Source organism: Escherichia sp. Marseille-Q3837, assembly GCF_916618735.1.
GTDB classification, from domain to species: Bacteria; Pseudomonadota; Gammaproteobacteria; order Enterobacterales; family Enterobacteriaceae; genus Escherichia; species Escherichia ruysiae.
The window spans coordinates 1,080,789-1,097,543 of sequence record NZ_CAKAKC010000001.1 but is presented as its reverse complement, the minus strand read 5'-3'; the positions used below and the strand labels follow the sequence as shown (position 1 = coordinate 1,097,543).

At 51.5% G+C, this 16,755-nt stretch carries 14 protein-coding genes; 7 read left to right on the top strand and 7 right to left on the bottom strand.

Annotation, left to right across the window (positions count from 1 at the left end; translation table 11 throughout):
- Nucleotides 1-73: 73 nt before the first annotated feature.
- Complete coding sequence (gene yiiM, locus LG381_RS05180; protein ID WP_225762103.1) at nt 74-748, bottom strand: 6-hydroxyaminopurine reductase; 675 nt, start codon at nt 746-748, stop codon at nt 74-76.
- Nucleotides 749-900: 152 nt separating this feature from the next.
- On the opposite strand from yiiM, the gene LG381_RS05175 reads away from it, so the two are divergent.
- The gene (locus LG381_RS05175; protein ID WP_225762102.1) at nt 901-1,791 is read left to right on the top strand and encodes a dihydrodipicolinate synthase family protein; all 891 of its coding nucleotides are present in this window, start codon (nt 901-903) and stop codon (nt 1,789-1,791) included.
- Between the two features lie 56 nt (nt 1,792-1,847).
- Here the strand turns inward: LG381_RS05175 and kdgT are convergent, their stop codons facing one another.
- Both kdgT and sodA read right to left on the bottom strand, forming a co-directional pair.
- Entirely contained in the window at nt 1,848-2,831 is a 984-nt protein-coding gene (gene kdgT, locus LG381_RS05170; protein ID WP_024191187.1) for a 2-keto-3-deoxygluconate transporter, read from the bottom strand.
- 259 nt (nt 2,832-3,090) lie between these two features.
- The gene (gene sodA / locus LG381_RS05165) at nt 3,091-3,711 is read right to left on the bottom strand and encodes a superoxide dismutase [Mn] (RefSeq protein WP_010345169.1); all 621 of its coding nucleotides are present in this window, start codon (nt 3,709-3,711) and stop codon (nt 3,091-3,093) included.
- Nucleotides 3,712-3,995: 284 nt separating this feature from the next.
- Between sodA and rhaT the strand changes: the two genes are divergently transcribed.
- The gene (gene rhaT / locus LG381_RS05160) at nt 3,996-5,030 is read left to right on the top strand and encodes an L-rhamnose/proton symporter RhaT (protein WP_000063528.1); all 1,035 of its coding nucleotides are present in this window, start codon (nt 3,996-3,998) and stop codon (nt 5,028-5,030) included.
- Here the strand turns inward: rhaT and rhaR are convergent.
- Both rhaR and rhaS read right to left on the bottom strand, forming a co-directional pair.
- A complete protein-coding gene (gene rhaR / locus LG381_RS05155) occupies nt 5,027-5,875 on the bottom strand; it encodes an HTH-type transcriptional activator RhaR (protein ID WP_105290591.1) in 849 nt (282 codons plus the stop codon). The two genes, rhaT and rhaR, sit on opposite strands and share 4 nt — an antisense overlap.
- Before the next feature lie 72 nt (nt 5,876-5,947).
- Nucleotides 5,948-6,784 carry an HTH-type transcriptional activator RhaS gene (gene rhaS / locus LG381_RS05150; RefSeq protein ID WP_000382766.1) on the bottom strand — a complete coding sequence of 279 codons (837 nt, stop codon included), beginning with the start codon at nt 6,782-6,784 and terminating at the stop codon, nt 5,948-5,950.
- A gap of 287 nt (nt 6,785-7,071) precedes the next feature.
- Here rhaS and rhaB point away from each other — a divergent pair, with 287 nt between their 5' ends.
- The 5 genes from rhaB (at nt 7,072) to rhaM (ending at nt 12,954) form a co-directional block, all read left to right on the top strand.
- The gene (rhaB, locus tag LG381_RS05145; RefSeq protein WP_225762101.1) at nt 7,072-8,541 is read left to right on the top strand and encodes a rhamnulokinase; all 1,470 of its coding nucleotides are present in this window, start codon (nt 7,072-7,074) and stop codon (nt 8,539-8,541) included.
- Entirely contained in the window at nt 8,538-9,797 is a 1,260-nt protein-coding gene (gene rhaA, locus LG381_RS05140; protein WP_225762100.1) for an L-rhamnose isomerase, read from the top strand. The genes rhaB and rhaA overlap by 4 nt, the downstream gene beginning before the upstream one ends.
- A gap of 801 nt (nt 9,798-10,598) precedes the next feature.
- Nucleotides 10,599-11,423, top strand: a complete 825-nt coding sequence (gene rhaD / locus LG381_RS05135; RefSeq protein WP_001179736.1) for a rhamnulose-1-phosphate aldolase — start codon at nt 10,599-10,601, stop codon at nt 11,421-11,423.
- A gap of 71 nt (nt 11,424-11,494) precedes the next feature.
- Nucleotides 11,495-12,643, top strand: a complete 1,149-nt coding sequence (gene fucO / locus LG381_RS05130) for a lactaldehyde reductase (RefSeq protein ID WP_225762099.1) — start codon at nt 11,495-11,497, stop codon at nt 12,641-12,643.
- Nucleotides 12,640-12,954, top strand: a complete 315-nt coding sequence (gene rhaM, locus LG381_RS05125) for an L-rhamnose mutarotase (RefSeq protein WP_225762098.1) — start codon at nt 12,640-12,642, stop codon at nt 12,952-12,954. The genes fucO and rhaM overlap by 4 nt, the downstream gene beginning before the upstream one ends.
- Before the next feature lie 40 nt (nt 12,955-12,994).
- On the opposite strand, the gene LG381_RS05120 is transcribed toward rhaM, so the two are convergent.
- Entirely contained in the window at nt 12,995-14,389 is a 1,395-nt protein-coding gene (locus tag LG381_RS05120) for a carbohydrate porin (protein ID WP_000749948.1), read from the bottom strand.
- A 768-nt stretch (nt 14,390-15,157) separates the two neighbouring features.
- A complete protein-coding gene (gene aldB / locus LG381_RS05115) occupies nt 15,158-16,696 on the bottom strand; it encodes an aldehyde dehydrogenase AldB (protein ID WP_000183978.1) in 1,539 nt (512 codons plus the stop codon).
- Nucleotides 16,697-16,755: the final 59 nt, after the last annotated feature.

Below are 16,755 nucleotides of genomic sequence, written 5' to 3'. Positions count from 1 at the left end.
CGCCGCATCCGGCGTTTGAGCAGGATGCCTGATGCGACGCTGATCGCGTCTTATCAGGTCTACTCTTCGGGGGTTATTTCCCCCACAAACGCCGCGAATTATCTTCAATCTTGCCGCTAAGTCGGCGCTTTTGCATCGTCCGCGTCCAGCTTTTCGATAACCCGGCGGCGGAGAGTAAACGGTGATATTGATCGTCATCAAACGGCATATGCCATGCGATGGCGGCAGCCTCCTGCACGGTGACATCGCTGACACGGGAAACCAACTCCAGCGGCGCGTCCGCAGACACTTTCCCTGGCGCTATCACGCTATACAACCACCCCACTTTACCCGTGTTTTGCATCAACTGCGCTATATCGCTGATATCAAAATGGTAATTGAGTTTGTAACACGGGGAGCGCGGCTGGGTGACCTGAATTAATGCCTCACCCCAGCGGAAAATATCACCAATATAAACATTGCTTTCCGTCAGGCCGTCGGTTGAGAGGTTTTCACCAAACGCAGGCGCAACAAACAAATCTGCCTGTTCAGGAAATTCCCGCGCCCAGAAGAGATAATGCTCGCGAGGATAATGACACAGCGCCCTGTCCGGCCCACCGTGAACTATTTTCTCTGCCTGCTCGTCACCTTCCAGCCCCAGCTCTGTCAACATCAACTCGCCATCGACCTGGATTTTCGCAATCGCGCTGGGTTTACTTTCGGGATAAGCCTGTATTTTGCCTGTGTATACATCAACCGGATATCGCATCTGTTCCCTCTCCACCGAGAAATTTCCCCATTAGACCATATTTATTTTACGTCAGGCGCGCAAAATGAGAGCACGGTTCACATGACAACGTCTTAGAAATGTTATCAATGAGATGAATTTGAAACGCCATTTCATTATCAGGAGTGTACAACGTGACCGAGCAAACACAGTTTTCTGGCGTCTGGTGTCCTTCCATTACGCCAATGGATAAAGACGGTAATGTGGATCTTAACGGACTGAAGAAGCATCTGCAGCGGCTAACAGAAGCCAATATTGATGTGATATTGCTGATGGGCAGCATTGGTGAATTTGCCTCTTTCACTCTCGAAGAGAGACTCATACTTATCCGCGAAGCGCGTTCCATGAGCACATTAAAAATGGTCGCTAACGTTTCTTCCACCTGCACACACGATGTGCTGATGATGGCGCAAGAGGCGTATCGCACAGGCTATGATGCAGTGATGATCCTCCCGCCTTACTACTACGGCCAGACGGCAAAACAATTATTAAGCTATTTCCGCCATCTGGGTCGCGAATTACAGGGCAAATGGTTCGCATATAACTTCCCGGCAAGAACCGGTTGTGATTTAACCCCTGACCTGGTCGCCACGCTGGCGAGTGAATTTCCTGACTTTGCCGGAATTAAAGATACCGTCGATTGCCAGTCACACACCCGCAGCATGATTCAGGCAACCCAGGCAGTTCGTTCTGATTTTGCAGTGCTTTCGGGCTATGACGAGTATTACATTCCTAATCTGCTGGCAGGCGGCGCGGGAATAATATCCGGCCTGAACAACGTTATGCCGGAGCTGTTTGTCGAAGCCCGTGAAGCCTTCAAACGCGGCGACCTGGCGGCTTTACAAGAGATTCAGCAACAGATTGGCACTTATATGTCCATCTACGCCATTGGTGAGGATTTTGTCACTACTATCAAGACGGTGGTATCGCGTAAGTTTGGCTATTGCACTGGCGTATCACGCAATGCGGGTGGTGAGTTAAGCGAAAGTGAATGTCGAACGATTGATGAAGTCTTTGTCAGATAACGCAAAAGGCCGGATGACTACAAATCATCCGGCCTCTTGATTTATATGGATGGAGATTACTTCACCGTACCCAATATTTCGATTTTCGCCGCTCTGGCTTTAACTTTGCGCGACCAGACAGAAGTCAGAATCGGCACCAGAATCGAGGTCACAATCACTGACGTCGCCACCAGCGAAGTTGCCGCTGGCGCCATTGGTTTAAAGGCGGGGATCATTTCAGCAATCAGTACCGGCGTCGCCACCGCAGCCCCGGCAGAACTGGAAGCCGCGATTCCGGCTGTACCATCGCCACCGCCAATCAATTTATCGGCAATAATCAACGGAATACCGGTCACGACGATCACCGCCACACCCAGCAAGATCCCCAGCAAACCGGTCTGAGCAATCACGGTTAAATCAATGGTATTGCCCAGCGCAAAGGCAAAGAACGGGATCAGCGTCTGTACGGCTTTGCTGAAAAATTCTCGCAGCTCAGGGTCAAGGTTCCCTAACGCAAAGCCGACGAGGAACGGTAATACCGCACCGACGAAAACATGCGGTTCAAACGATGCAATCCCGGCAGTCCCCAGAATAATCATCGTCATAAGCGGCCCGGATTCCAGCGACATTAATACAAACGCCCCGGCCTCTTCTTTAGTGCCATACTGCTGCATGATCGAAGCGTAAAGTCCGCCGTTGGTCATATCCATCGCCGCCACCAGCGCCAGCGTTGAAAGTCCGGCAAAGAATCCAACTTCAACACCATGTTCAGGAATAATGCGTGAAGCAATTGCCGCAACCACCCACGCCACGGCAATTTTAGTTACCACCAGCGTACCGGATTTACGCAATACCGTTCCCGTCGCACTTAATTTTATCGATGCCCCCATGCAGAAAAACCACACCGCCAGAATCGGCACCGTGCCGGTAATCATTCCATTTGTGAATGAACCAAAGTATTTTCCCGCCCCTGGCGAGAAAGTGTGACACAGTGCGCCAAGGAACAGCGGGACGAGCATCATCCCTCCTGGGATTTTCTCTATCGTGTGTTTTATCTGCATTTTCATCACCTATCGGCATATTTTTATAGGCTGATGCATAAGTCCTTCACGATGCATCAGTGTTGATGGAAATGAAGATAGACATTCAACAGAGCAATAAAAGTGATCAAAACCACATCAATTGAAACGTTGTTTTATTTTTATAGGATCATTGTTTTTATTTTGAAATTGATCACAAAAAAACCACCGCTATGTGCGATGGTTTGTTTTTTATGCTGAAAAACGGCGTAAACGCCTCATTGCAGCAGGCAATATGCGATTATTTTTTCGCCGCGAAACGTGCCGCAGCTTCGTCCCAGTTCACCACATTCCAGAACTCTTTGATGTAGTCCGGACGGCGGTTCTGGAATTTCAGGTAGTAAGCGTGTTCCCACACATCCAGCCCCAGAACAGGGAAGCCGGAAGCGCCAGAAATGGCTTCGCCCATCAGCGGGGAGTCCTGATTAGCAGTAGAAACCACCGCCAGTTTATCGCCTTTAAGCACCAGCCATGCCCAGCCGGAACCAAAGCGGGAAGCTGCCGCTTTCTCAAATTCTGCTTTGAAGTTATCAACGGAACCGAAATCACGTTCGATAGCCGCTTTCAGGTCGCCCTGCAAAGTCGTGCCTTTTTTCAGGCCTTTCCAGAACAGGCTGTGGTTGGCGTGACCACCAGCGTTGTTGCGCAGCACGGTTTTTTTGTCTGCTGGCAGCTGATCCAGTTTGGTGATCAGCTCTTCAACCGGCAGGTTGGCGAATTCTGGCAGGCTTTCCAGCGCCGCATTGGCGTTGTTGACGTAAGTCTGATGGTGCTTGGTGTGGTGGATTTCCATGGTCTGCTTATCGAAGTGCGGTTCCAGGGCATCGTAAGCATACGGCAGGGATGGCAGGGTATAGCTCATATTCATCTCCAGTATTGTCGGGCGGCCGATTGTTAATGCCGCGTAAGCAGTTGGTTCATTATAGTTAATTAAATGATATTGAAAATGATTATCAATGCCGTACTTTTCATAGGGGAATGGTTTTGCAGGGAAATGTCCGAGATGTGAACCAAATCACCCACTTAATGCCGTGATTGCCAGTAAATCGACAACGGCGGCAACAGGCGAAAGGTTAATCGACAGCACGATTTTTACACTCATCTCGTCGGAGATGTGACGCGACGAAAAATGATGAGGATAAGAAGATGAGTAACGCGATTACGATGGGGATATTTTGGCATTTGATCGGCGCGGCCAGTGCAGCCTGTTTTTACGCTCCGTTCAAAAAAGTAAAAAAGTGGTCATGGGAAACTATGTGGTCTGTCGGTGGGATTGTTTCGTGGATTATTCTGCCGTGGGCCATCAGCGCCATGCTACTACCTGATTTCTGGGCATATTACAGCTCGTTCAGTCTCTCTACCCTGCTGCCTGTTTTTCTGTTCGGCGCTATGTGGGGGATTGGTAATATCAACTACGGTCTGACCATGCGTTATCTCGGCATGTCGATGGGGATAGGTATCGCCATTGGCATTACGTTGATCGTCGGTACGCTGATGACGCCAATTATCAACGGCAATTTCGATGTGCTGATTAACACCGACGGTGGGCGCATGACGTTGCTCGGCGTACTGGTGGCGTTGATTGGCGTGGGGATTGTGACTCGCGCCGGGCAGTTGAAAGAGCGCAAAATGGGCATTAAAGCCGAAGAGTTCAACCTGAAAAAAGGGCTGGTGCTGGCGGTAATGTGCGGCATTTTCTCTGCCGGGATGTCTTTTGCGATGAACGCCGCAAAACCGATGCATGAAGCGGCTGCCGCGCTGGGTGTTGATCCACTGTATGTCGCTCTGCCAAGCTATGTTGTCATCATGGGTGGCGGCGCGATCATCAACCTCGGTTTCTGTTTTATTCGTCTGGCAAAAGTGAAAGATTTGTCGCTAAAAGCCGACTTCTCGCTGGCAAAACCGCTGATCATCCACAACGTATTGCTCTCGGCACTGGGGGGTTTGATGTGGTATCTGCAATTCTTTTTCTATGCCTGGGGACACGCCCGCATTCCGGCGCAGTATGACTACATCAGTTGGATGCTGCATATGAGTTTCTATGTATTGTGCGGCGGTATCGTCGGGCTGGTGCTGAAAGAGTGGAACAATGCGGGACGCCGTCCGGTTACCGTATTGAGCCTCGGTTGTGTGGTGATTATTGTCGCCGCCAACATCGTCGGCATGGGCATGGCAAGTTAATCTTTCTGGGAATTGCGATGACGCCACTGGCTGGGCGTCATCCCGGTCTCCCGGGTAAACACCACCGAAAAGTAGTTACTGTCTTCAAAGCCACATTCTGTCGAAATATCACTGATTAACAGGCGGCTATGCTGGAGAAGATATTGCGCATGGCACACTCTGACCTGCCGCAGATATTGATTGATGGTCATCCCGGTCTGCTGGCGAAATTGCTGGCGCAAGACGCGTTCACTGCACGCCGCCTCATCACAGAATTTATCCAGCGCAAAAGGACTTTTCAGGCTGGCCGCCAGTCGGGTAATCAGCTTATCCAGCAACGTTTCGCTGGATGTTGGCGGTAACGAATCACTGGTGTAGCGATGACGTTTCAAAAGCATCACCAACTGCCCGAACAGTAACTCCGCCATTTCGTTGGCAAACGGCGCGGGCTGATTGCTTTCGTGCTCAAGCTGCCCGATAACCTGCCGCACCAGCGCCATGCCCGCACTGCCTAAACGCCAGTGTGGTTGTCCTGCGCTGGCGTTAAACCCTGGAATCGCTCCCTGCCAGTCGAGATTAAGCGTCAGCCGCTCCGGGCAATAAATAATGTTCTGCAACACCAGATCGTTAACGGAAGCGTAGGAGTGTTTATCGTCTGCGTGGATATAAAAGAGATCGCCACGAGTAATACGATGAGGACGATCGTTGAGCACGTGCAAACCGTTACCGCGCCAGACGATCACCAGTTCACAAAAATCATGTGTATGCTCGGCAAAGACATCCTGCGGATAACGATCAGCCACAGCGACCGCCTGCTGTTCGCTGGCAAAAAAATCTTTTTTACGAAGGACAAACTGATGAGCCACCGTGCCACCTCAGCCAGAAGACGTGTTTGATTATTCATAAACTGGCGTGGAAATACGTTGAGAAGATTCGCGTTATTGCAGAAAGCCATCCCGTCCCTGACGAATATCACGCGGTGACCAGTTAAACTCTCGGCGAAAAAGCGTCGAAAAGTGGTTACTGTCGCTGAATCCGCAGCGATAGGCGATGTCAGTAACGCTGGCCTCGCTGTGGCGTAACAGATGACGCGCTTTCACCAACCGTAAACGGTTAAGGTAACGCTGGGGCGTCAAACCAGTTTGCTGTTTTAACTGACGATGCAATGTACGTAGTGACAAAGAAAATTGATCCGCCATCATTTCCCAATTCACCTCGTCGGCAAAATGCTCTTCCAGCCAGGCCAACAACAAGTTCAGACGCGATTCGCGACTTTCCATGCTCTCCTGCAAACTGTTTTTACGCAGCAAGAGCAGTAATTGCATAAACAAAATCTCACCGCTGGCTTTCGAGGGTAAATCATTCGTTCTTTCCTGCTGTTCCAGTTGCGAAACCAGTTGCCGTACCTGCTGCAATATGCTGTGGCTCACGCGCCAATGGGACGGATATTGCCCGTCTTGTTCTTGCGGCAGAAGCTGATGCAGCCCGGCGAGAAACTGAAATCTATCCGGTGAGCGATACAGCACATTGGTCAAATACAGATTGTCCGTATGTTCGTATAAATGCCGATCATGATCGCGCACGAAACAGATTGTTCCACCGGAGATGGTATAAGGCTGCCCATTGAAAATGTGGATACCCGTGCCGTGTTCGACAATCACAATCTCATGGAAATCATGGTGATGTTCAGGAAAATCCACCTGTGGAAGCCGGGGTTCTATTGCCACAGACACGTTACCAGACGGAAAAAAATCCACACAATGTAATACGTCCATATAAACCTCCTGATGCCGTCAACATGGCGGAATAGTAATCAAGCGATTTGGTTCTTACCTTAAATTTTCGACAGCAAAACACGTAAAAAATGTCTATTTTTCAAGATAAAGCGTGATTTTTCAGAAAATGCGGCAAACATCACACCACCACAATTCTGAAAATTGTGAACGCTATCACGTTCATCTTTCCCTGGTTGCCAGTGGTGTATTTTCCTGTCAGTAACGAGAAGGTAGCGAAGTCGGGCGCTTCTTAGACTGGGCGTAATGAAACCTAGAAGGATCTCATTATGACCTTTCGCTACTGCGTCGCTGTTGATCTCGGCGCATCCAGTGGGCGCGTAATGCTGGCGCGTTACCACCGTGAATGTCGCAGCCTGACGCTGCGTGAAATCCATCGTTTTACCAATGGGCTGTATTACCAGAGCGGTTATGCCACCTGGGATGTCGATAGTCTGGAAAACGCCATTCGCTTTGGGTTAAACAAGGTGTGCGAGGAAGGGATTCGTATCGATAGCATCGGTATTGATACCTGGGGCGTGGACTATGTGCTGCTGGATCAACACGGTCAGCGCGTCGGTTTACCGATTGCCTATCGTGATAGCCGCACTCACGGGCTGATGACATTGGCACAGCAGCAACTCGGCAAACGCGATATTTATCAGCGTAGCGGCATCCAGTTTCTGCCCTTCAATACGATCTATCAGTTGCGTGCGCTGACGGCGCAACAACCTGAACTTATTCCACAAATCGCTCACGCTCTGCTGATGCCGGATTACTTCAGTTATCGCCTGACCGGCAAGATGAACTGGGAGTACACCAACGCCACGACCACGCAACTGGTCAATATCAATAGCGACGACTGGGACGAGTCCCTGCTGGCGTGGAGCGGAGCCAACAAAGCCTGGTTTGGTCGCCCGACGCATCCGGGCAATGTCATTGGTCACTGGATTTGCCCGCAGGGTAATGAAATTCCGGTGGTTGCCGTTGCCAGCCATGATACCGCCAGCGCGGTTATCGCCTCGCCATTAAACGGTTCACGCGCCGCTTATCTCTCTTCTGGCACCTGGTCATTGATGGGCTTCGAAAGCCAGACGCCATTCACCGATGATGCGGCGCTCGCAGCCAACATCACCAATGAAGGCGGGGCGGAAGGTCGCTATCGGGTACTGAAAAATATTATGGGCTTATGGCTGCTTCAGCGAGTGCTTCAGGAGCGGAAAATCAACGATCTCCCAACGCTTATCGCCGCGACACAGGCACTCCCGGCCTGTCGCTTCATCATCAATCCCAATGACGATCGCTTTATTAATCCTGACGAGATGTGCAGCGAAATTCAGGCAGCGTGTCGGGAAACGGCGCAACCGATCCCAGAAAGTGATGCTGAACTGGCGCGCTGTATTTTCGACAGTCTGGCGCTGCTGTATGCCGACGTACTGCACGAACTGGCGCAGCTACGCGGTGAAGATTTCTCGCAACTGCATATTGTCGGCGGCGGCAGCCAGAACGCACTGCTCAACCAGTTGTGTGCCGATGCCTGCGGTATTCAGGTGATCGCCGGACCAGTTGAAGCCTCAACGCTCGGCAATATCGGCATCCAGTTAATGACGCTGGATGAACTCAACAATGTGGATGATTTCCGTCAGGTCGTGAGCGCCACCGCGAATCTGACCACCTTTACCCCTAATCCTGACAGTGAAATTGCCCACTATGTGGCGCGGATTCACTCTACACGACAGACAAAGGAGCTTTGCGCATGACCACACAACTGGAACAGGCCTGGGAACTGGCGAAACAGCGTTTCGCGGCGGTAGGGATTGATGTCGAGGAGGCGCTGCGCCAACTTGATCGCTTACCCGTTTCAATGCACTGCTGGCAGGGCGATGATGTTTCTGGTTTTGAAAACCCGGAAGGTTCGCTGACCGGTGGGATTCAGGCCACAGGTAATTATCCGGGTAAAGCGCGTAATGCCAGCGAGCTACGAGCCGATCTGGAACAGGCTATGCGGCTGATTCCGGGGCCGAAACGGCTTAATTTACATGCTATCTATCTGGAATCAGACACGCCAGTCTCGCGCGATAAAATCAAACCAGAGCATTTCAAAAACTGGGTTGAATGGGCGAAAGCCAATCACCTCGCTCTGGACTTTAACCCCTCCTGTTTTTCGCATCCGCTAAGTGCCGATGGCTTTACGCTCTCGCATCCCGACGACCGCATTCGCCAGTTCTGGATTGACCACTGCAAAGCAAGCCGTCGCATTTCGGCCTATTTTGGCGAACAACTTGGCACGCCATCGGTGATGAACATCTGGATCCCGGATGGCATGAAAGATATCACCGTTGACCGTCTCGCCCCACGCCAGCGTTTACTGGCTGCACTGGATGAAGTGATCAGCGAAAAGCTGAACCCGGCGCACCATATCGACGCCGTTGAGAGCAAATTGTTTGGTATTGGCGCGGAGAGCTACACGGTTGGCTCCAATGAGTTTTACATGGGGTATGCCACCAGCCGCCAGACGGCGCTGTGCCTGGACGCCGGGCACTTCCACCCGACAGAAGTTATTTCCGACAAGATTTCCGCCGCCATGCTGTATGTGCCGCAGTTGCTGCTGCACGTCAGCCGACCGGTTCGCTGGGACAGCGATCACGTGGTGCTGCTGGATGATGAAACCCAGGCGATTGCCAGTGAGATTGTTCGTCACGATCTGTTTGACCGGGTACACATTGGTCTCGACTTCTTTGATGCCTCCATCAACCGCATTGCCGCGTGGGTTATTGGCACGCGCAATATGAAAAAAGCCCTGCTGCGTGCGTTGTTAGAACCGACAGCCGAACTACGCAAGCTGGAAGCAGCGGGCGATTACACCGCGCGACTGGCGCTGCTGGAAGAACAAAAATCGTTGCCGTGGCAGGCGGTGTGGGAAATGTATTGCCAGCGTCACGATACGCCAGCGGGTAGCGAATGGCTGGAAAGCGTGCGGGCTTATGAGAACGCAATTTTGCGTCAGCGCGGGTAAACACCGCCGGATGCGGCGCGAGCGCCTTATCCGGCCTACGGGTCGAATGACCGTGCGGGCTGTCACCCTCACCCCGACCCTCTCCCTGAAAGGGCGAGGGAGAAAACCGCAGCCCCCTCCAGCAACGGAGCTAAACACTGCACCGTCCCCTCTCCCTGAAAGGGCGAGGGAGAAAACCACAGCACCCTCCGGCAACGGAGTTAAACACTGCACCGTCCCCTCTCCCTGAAAGGGCGAGGGAGAAAACCGCAGCACCCTCCGGCAACGGAGTTAAACACTGCACCGTCCCCTCTCCCTGAAAGGGCGAGGGAGAAAACCGCAGCACCCTCCGGCAACGGAGTTAAACACTGCACCGTCCCCTCTCCCTGAAAGGGCGAGGGAGAAAACCGCAGCACCCTCCGGCAACGGAGTTAAACACTGCACCGTCCCCTCTCCCTGAAAGGGCGAGGGAGAAAACCGCAGCACCCTCCGGCAACGGAGTTAAACACTGCACCGTCCCCTCTCCCTGAAAGGGCGAGGGAGAAAACCGCAGCACCCTCCGGCAACGGAGTTAAACACTGCACCGTCCCCTCTCCCTGAAAGGGCGAGGGAGAAACCCGCAGCACCCTCCGGCAACGGAGTTAAACACTGCACCGTCCCCTCTCCCTGAAAAGGCGAGGGAGAAAACCACAGCACCCTCCGGCAACGGAGCTAAACACTGCGCCGGACAGTCCCCTCGCCCCTTCGGGGAGAGGGTTAGGGTGAGGGGAACAAGCCGCACCATGTATCAACAAGGCAACCGAATTTACAGGAACACAGAACATGCAAAACATTACCCAGTCCTGGTTTGTCCAGGGAATGATCAAAGCCACCACCGACGCCTGGCTGAAAGGCTGGGACGAGCGCAACGGCGGTAACCTCACGCTGCGCCTGGATGACGCTGATATCGCGCCATATCACGACAATTTTCACCCACAACCGCGATATATTCCGCTCAGTCAGCCAATGCCTTTACTGGCAAATACACCGTTTATCGTCACCGGCTCCGGCAAATTCTTTCGTAACGTCCAGCTCGATCCAGCCGCCAATTTAGGCGTCGTAAAAATCGACAGCGACGGCGCGGGCTACCATATTCTCTGGGGGCTAACCAACGAAGCCGTCCCAACCTCTGAACTTCCGGCGCACTTCCTCTCCCATTGCGAACGCATTAAAGCCACCAACGGTAAAGATCGGGTGATCATGCACTGCCATGCCACCAACCTGATTGCCCTCACCTATGTACTGGAAAACGACACGGCGGTCTTCACTCGCCAACTGTGGGAAGGCAGCACCGAGTGCCTGGTGGTATTCCCGGATGGCGTTGGCATTTTGCCGTGGATGGTGCCCGGCACGGACGAAATTGGCCAGGCCACCGCGCAGAAAATGCAAAAACACTCACTGGTTCTCTGGCCTTTCCATGGCGTCTTCGGCAGCGGTCCGACGCTGGACGAAGCGTTTGGCCTGATCGATACCGCAGAAAAATCGGCGGAAGTGTTGGTGAAAGTGTATTCGATGGGCGGTATGAAACAGACTATCAGCCGTGAAGAGTTGATAGCCCTCGGCAAGCGTTTCGGCGTCACCCCGCTGGCAAGCGCACTGGCGCTTTAACACCCCGTTTCGCATCTGGCGGCGCGGGTTATGCCGCCGGACAGAAGGATTTGATCTTAAGGAGAATAATCATGAGTTTTATGTTGGCATTACCGAAAATCAGCCTGCATGGCGCTGGGGCAATTGGCGATATGGTAAACCTGGTTGCGAATAAGCAATGGGGAAAAGCACTGATCGTTACCGATGGGCAACTGGTTAAATTGGGATTGCTGGACAGTCTGTTCACCGCGCTGGATCAACACCAAATGTCTTACCACCTATTCGATGAGGTCTTTCCAAACCCCACCGAAGAACTGGTGCAAAAAGGCTACGCTGCATTTCAGGACGCCGCATGTGACTACATTATTGCTTTCGGTGGCGGTAGCCCGATTGATACCGCAAAAGCCGTAAAAATCCTTACCGCTAATCCCGCACCTTCTACGGCGTACTCTGGTGTTGGTAAAGTGACAAACCCCGGCGTACCGCTGGTGGCGATCAATACGACTGCCGGAACCGCCGCTGAGATGACCAGCAATGCGGTGATCATCGACACTGCGCGGCAAGTGAAAGAAGTCATCATCGATCCGAATATTATTCCAGATATTGCGGTGGATGATGCCAGTGTAATGCTGGAGATCCCTGCCTCCGTTACCGCTGCCACCGGTATGGATGCACTGACTCACGCAGTTGAAGCCTATGTTTCTGTTGGTGCACATCCATTAACCGACGCCAACGCGCTGGAAGCTATCCGCCTGATTTCTCTGTGGCTGCCGAAAGCGGTAGAAGATGGTCATAATCTGGAAGCCCGTGAACAAATGGCATTCGGGCAATATCTGGCGGGAATGGCTTTTAACAGCGCGGGACTGGGGCTGGTTCACGCACTGGCGCATCAGCCCGGAGCTACCCACAACCTGCCACACGGGGTGTGTAATGCCATCTTGTTGCCAGTAATCGAAAACTTTAACCGCCCGAATGCCATCGCACGCTTTGCCCGTATCGCCCAGGCGATGGGTGTCGATACGCGCGGGATGAATGATGAAGCGGCAAGTCTGGAAGCAATTAATGCCATTCGAGTCTTGAGCCATCGCGTGGGCATACCTGCGGGATTTAGTCAGCTTGGCATCAGCAAAGAGGATATCGAAGGCTGGTTAGATAAAGCCCTGGCCGACCCATGCGCACCATGTAATCCGCGTACCGCCAGCCGCGACGACGTGCGTGAGCTTTATCTGGAGGCGTTATGATCCGCAAAGCGTTTGTTATGCAAGTCAACCCGGACGCTCACGAAGAGTATCAGCGTCGGCATAACCCGATCTGGCCGGAACTGGAAGCGGTGTTGAAGTCACACGGCGCGCACCATTACGCCATCTACATCGACAAAGCACGTAATTTACTTTTTGCCACGGTAGAAATTGAATCTGAAGAACGCTGGAATGCGGTTGCCAATACGGATGTTTGCCAACGATGGTGGAAACATATGACCGAGGTGATGCCCGCTAATCCGGATAACAGCCCGGTCAGCAGCGAGCTGCAAGAAGTCTTTTATCTGCCTTAATGAGTTGCGGTGCCGGAAAATATCCAGCACCGCGCCTTCATCAGAAGAAGTATTTAAAGCGAACGCGCGCGCCATAACGATCATCAGTATCGTCGCCGTGTTTCTTATCGCCGTCGCTATCCAGAATGGAGTAATAAGTACCAAGGTAAATATTAAAGTTCTCCATATCCATCACGTTAGCGAACTGATAAGACGCATGAATGGTGTGAATGGTGTACGTCCCTTCATCATCAATCCAGCAGTCGTTATCACAAACTACGCCACTAAATTCATCAATCTTATTGTGCGCGTAGATATAACCCAGCTCGAAACGTTTCCACAGCGCGTTGATCCCGGCAGTGAAATCTTTCTCATTATTGGCATCTAAATAGGCGGTATTAAGATTAACCACGATACCATTTTCCGGATCGGTTTTCAGGCCGTTCCAGGTCATGCTCATGCCATAGCCGGTACGATCGGACTGGTCGACAAAATTACCCTTACTATCGGTATAACCGTAAGCATTATTCACCACGTTCGCTTCCATCGCTGCGGAAACGGTTAATTCATCCGTCGGCGACCAGGCAATTACCGGGCGCAGGTAAGCGACATTTTTCTGCTGCTCCATATCGCGGCCATGATAATTGCCATCGTTATATAAAGATGTTCCGTCTTCCAGTAACGTGTTTAATTCAAAATACCAGTTATCGAGTTGTTTGCTGACAAGGAAATTACCGCCAGCGTTAGAACGCCCGCGCCCCTCTTTCATCATATAGATATAACCGCTGCCATCGTCATAAAGATCGTTCGCAGTATTACCTGAATGCTCAACAAAGGTATCCTGATTTAGCGGGAACATATCGTAGGCTTCAAAACGCCCTACTTTGACTTTCCAGTCATTTTCTTTGCCAAAGAAGAATACGGCGTCATCGATATTCACTGAACCGTGCATATCCCCCAGCGGCTGTGCGGAGAATCCGGCAAAATAACCGTTATCCAGCTTTCGCATACCGTCAAAGCCTAACAGAATACGGCCATTGAGATTCCACTGTTCATTGGTAGGATCGCTATTCATATCGGCGTTGGTCATTGCCAGCAGGCCATGATTGCTTTCCGCGTCCATATTAAATTCTACGTCGCCGTAGATTTTCAAATCGCCATAACCTGAAAGCAAAAGATTAGGAGATGACGCGTTTTTCTTTGCAGATTCCGCAGCAGCCTGACCATTTACTGGCGTATTACCCTGCGCGGCTTTAATTTCGCGAATTTCGGCTGCCTGTTGTGTCTGAAGCTGTTTTACCTGGCTTTCAGCTTTTGTTGCCCGCATTTCCGCCGCTTCCAGCCGCTCCTCCAGCAATGCCATGCGTTGTTCCAGCGTTAAATGCTGTGTTTTTGCCATACCGGTACTACATGCCAATAATAAACCGATGGCTAAAGATAACGTCGATTTTTTCATTATTTACGTTCCCTGAAATAAAGGATGCCCTACGCTTTCCAAAAGGCGTGCGTATATCGAAAAATATAAAAAATTGTTTTAATAGGATGTGCACTTTCGATTTTAATGCAACATCAGCAAGCCAGCGAATAGTATCCCGCCACAAAAGACGAGTAAATCTACTGATTTCCTGGAACGTGAGGAATATAACAATAGTGTCGTTTTTAACTAAATATCATAAAAAATATTAGATATGATTTCTGCTAATTCATAAACAATAAAAATAAATAGCGTTGTACAGAAACACTTTAGATATTTAAACATTCATCAAATCATTAAAAAATGGTTTTTTATTTGCGACATTTATTTTACCCACCAATATGTGTCCTGCTCCGCAAAATGTGCCTTTCTCTCTTCCTTACATTGTCACAGCTTCACGGTATATCGCCGCTTATCACTCTCATTACAATCAACGAAAATAAGTTTAAAGGGGGCTAATATGAATATTCGTAAGAAGAATCACGGTGTGCAGTAATTTGTAGAAAAGATGCTCTTAATTTAGTTCAGTGAATGCTCAGCCCCAGGAGACGTAAACATTTGAACCGATAAGACACGCAAGCGTCGCAGATAGTGATAACGTGCGCTTTGCTTATGCCGGATGCGGCGTGAACACCTTATCCGGTCTACAAAATCATGCAAATTCAATATATTGCATGAGCCATGTAGGCCTGATAAGACGCGTAAGCGTCGCATCAGGCAATGAATGCCCGATGCGACCAGCTTCTTATATCAGAACAGCCCCAACGGTTTATCCGAGTAGCTCACCAGCAGGCACTTGGTTTGCTGGTAATGCTCAAGCATCATCTTGTGGGTTTCGCGACCGATACCCGACTGCTTGTAACCACCAAACGCCGCATGTGCCGGGTAAGCGTGATAACAGTTGGTCCACACGCGCCCGGCCTGAATGCCACGCCCCATCTTATAGGCCAGATTACCGTTACGACTCCAGACACCAGCGCCCAGGCCATATTGCGTGTCATTCGCCAGCTCCAGCGCCTCTTCCATCGTTTTGAAGGTGGTCACCGCCAGCACCGGGCCAAATATCTCTTCCTGGAACACACGCATATTGTTCTGACCAAACAGAATCGTCGGTTCGAGGTAGTAGCCGTCTTTCAGTTCCCCTTCCAGCAGCTTACGCCGCCCGCCGGTAAGCACATCTGCCCCCTCTTTTTTACCGATATCAATGTAATTGAGGATGGTTTCCAGTTGCCCGTGAGAAACCTGTGCGCCCATTTGCGTCACGCTGTCGAGCGGGTTACCGCTACGAATGCTTTCAACACGACGGATGGCGCGTTCCATAAAGCGTTCGTAGATAGACTCCTGCACTAAAGCACGGCTCGGACAGGTACAGACTTCGCCCTGGTTGAAGGCGAACAGTGCAAACCCCTCCAGCGCCTTATCGAAGAAAGCATCTTCTTCATCCATCACATCGGCAAAGAAGATATTTGGCGACTTACCGCCCAACTCCAGCGTCACCGGAATAATGTTCTGCGTGGCGTACTGCATAATCTGCTGACCGACTTCCGTTGAGCCGGTAAACGCCACTTTGGCGATACGTTTTGAGGTCGCCAGATATTCACCGATTTCACCGCCCGCACCGTTGACCACGTTCACCACGCCTGGCGGCAGTAAATCACCGACGATCTCCATCAAAAGCAACACTGAAAGCGGGGTAAGTCGTGCGGGTTTTAGCACCACGCAGTTGCCCGCCGCCAGCGCGGGAGCCATTTTCCAGCTCGCCATCAGCAACGGGAAGTTCCACGGGATAATCTGCCCCACCACGCCCAACGGTTCGTGGAAGTGATAAGCCACAGTTTCGCTATCGACTTCACTGATCCCACCTTCCTGCGCCCGAATACACGAGGCGAAATAGCGGAAATGGTCAATCGCCAGCGGCACATCGGCAGCACTGGTTTCGCGGATGGGCTTGCCGTTATCCCAGGTTTCTGCCGTCGCTAACAGTTCGAGGTTTTGTTCCATTCGATCCGCAATCTTAAACAGAATCGCCGCGCGATCCTGCACCGAGGTATGCGCCCATTTGTCTTTCACTTTATGCGCGGCATCCAGCGCCAGATCGATGTCGCGTTTGCCCGAAGACGCCACTTCGCACAGTAGCTGCCCGGTCACCGGCGTCAGGTTCTGGTAATACTCGCCGTCGGCGGGTGCTACCCATTCGCCGCCGATAAAGTTGTCATAGCGGGCTTTTAACTTGAGGGGGAAACCATACTCGCCGGGCTTAATCTGTGCTGAAGGGGGATTGTTGGTCATGGTAGTCTCCTTGCGGTGTGAGGTATAACAAGGGTAGACGTGACTGGCGAAATCTTCGC

Coding starts and splice junctions, on each gene's coding strand:
- LG381_RS05120 (WP_000749948.1), bottom strand. CDS start 14,389: ATGAAAAAATCGACGTTATCTTTAGCCATCGGTTTATTATTGGCATGT.
- aldB (WP_000183978.1), bottom strand. CDS start 16,696: ATGACCAACAATCCCCCTTCAGCACAGATTAAGCCCGGCGAGTATGGT.
- rhaT (WP_000063528.1), top strand. CDS start 3,996: ATGAGTAACGCGATTACGATGGGGATATTTTGGCATTTGATCGGCGCG.
- rhaB (WP_225762101.1), top strand. CDS start 7,072: ATGACCTTTCGCTACTGCGTCGCTGTTGATCTCGGCGCATCCAGTGGG.
- fucO (WP_225762099.1), top strand. CDS start 11,495: ATGAGTTTTATGTTGGCATTACCGAAAATCAGCCTGCATGGCGCTGGG.
- rhaA (WP_225762100.1), top strand. CDS start 8,538: ATGACCACACAACTGGAACAGGCCTGGGAACTGGCGAAACAGCGTTTC.
- rhaS (WP_000382766.1), bottom strand. CDS start 6,784: ATGGACGTATTACATTGTGTGGATTTTTTTCCGTCTGGTAACGTGTCT.
- rhaD (WP_001179736.1), top strand. CDS start 10,599: ATGCAAAACATTACCCAGTCCTGGTTTGTCCAGGGAATGATCAAAGCC.
- kdgT (WP_024191187.1), bottom strand. CDS start 2,831: ATGCAGATAAAACACACGATAGAGAAAATCCCAGGAGGGATGATGCTC.
- rhaM (WP_225762098.1), top strand. CDS start 12,640: ATGATCCGCAAAGCGTTTGTTATGCAAGTCAACCCGGACGCTCACGAA.
- yiiM (WP_225762103.1), bottom strand. CDS start 748: ATGCGATATCCGGTTGATGTATACACAGGCAAAATACAGGCTTATCCC.
- sodA (WP_010345169.1), bottom strand. CDS start 3,711: ATGAGCTATACCCTGCCATCCCTGCCGTATGCTTACGATGCCCTGGAA.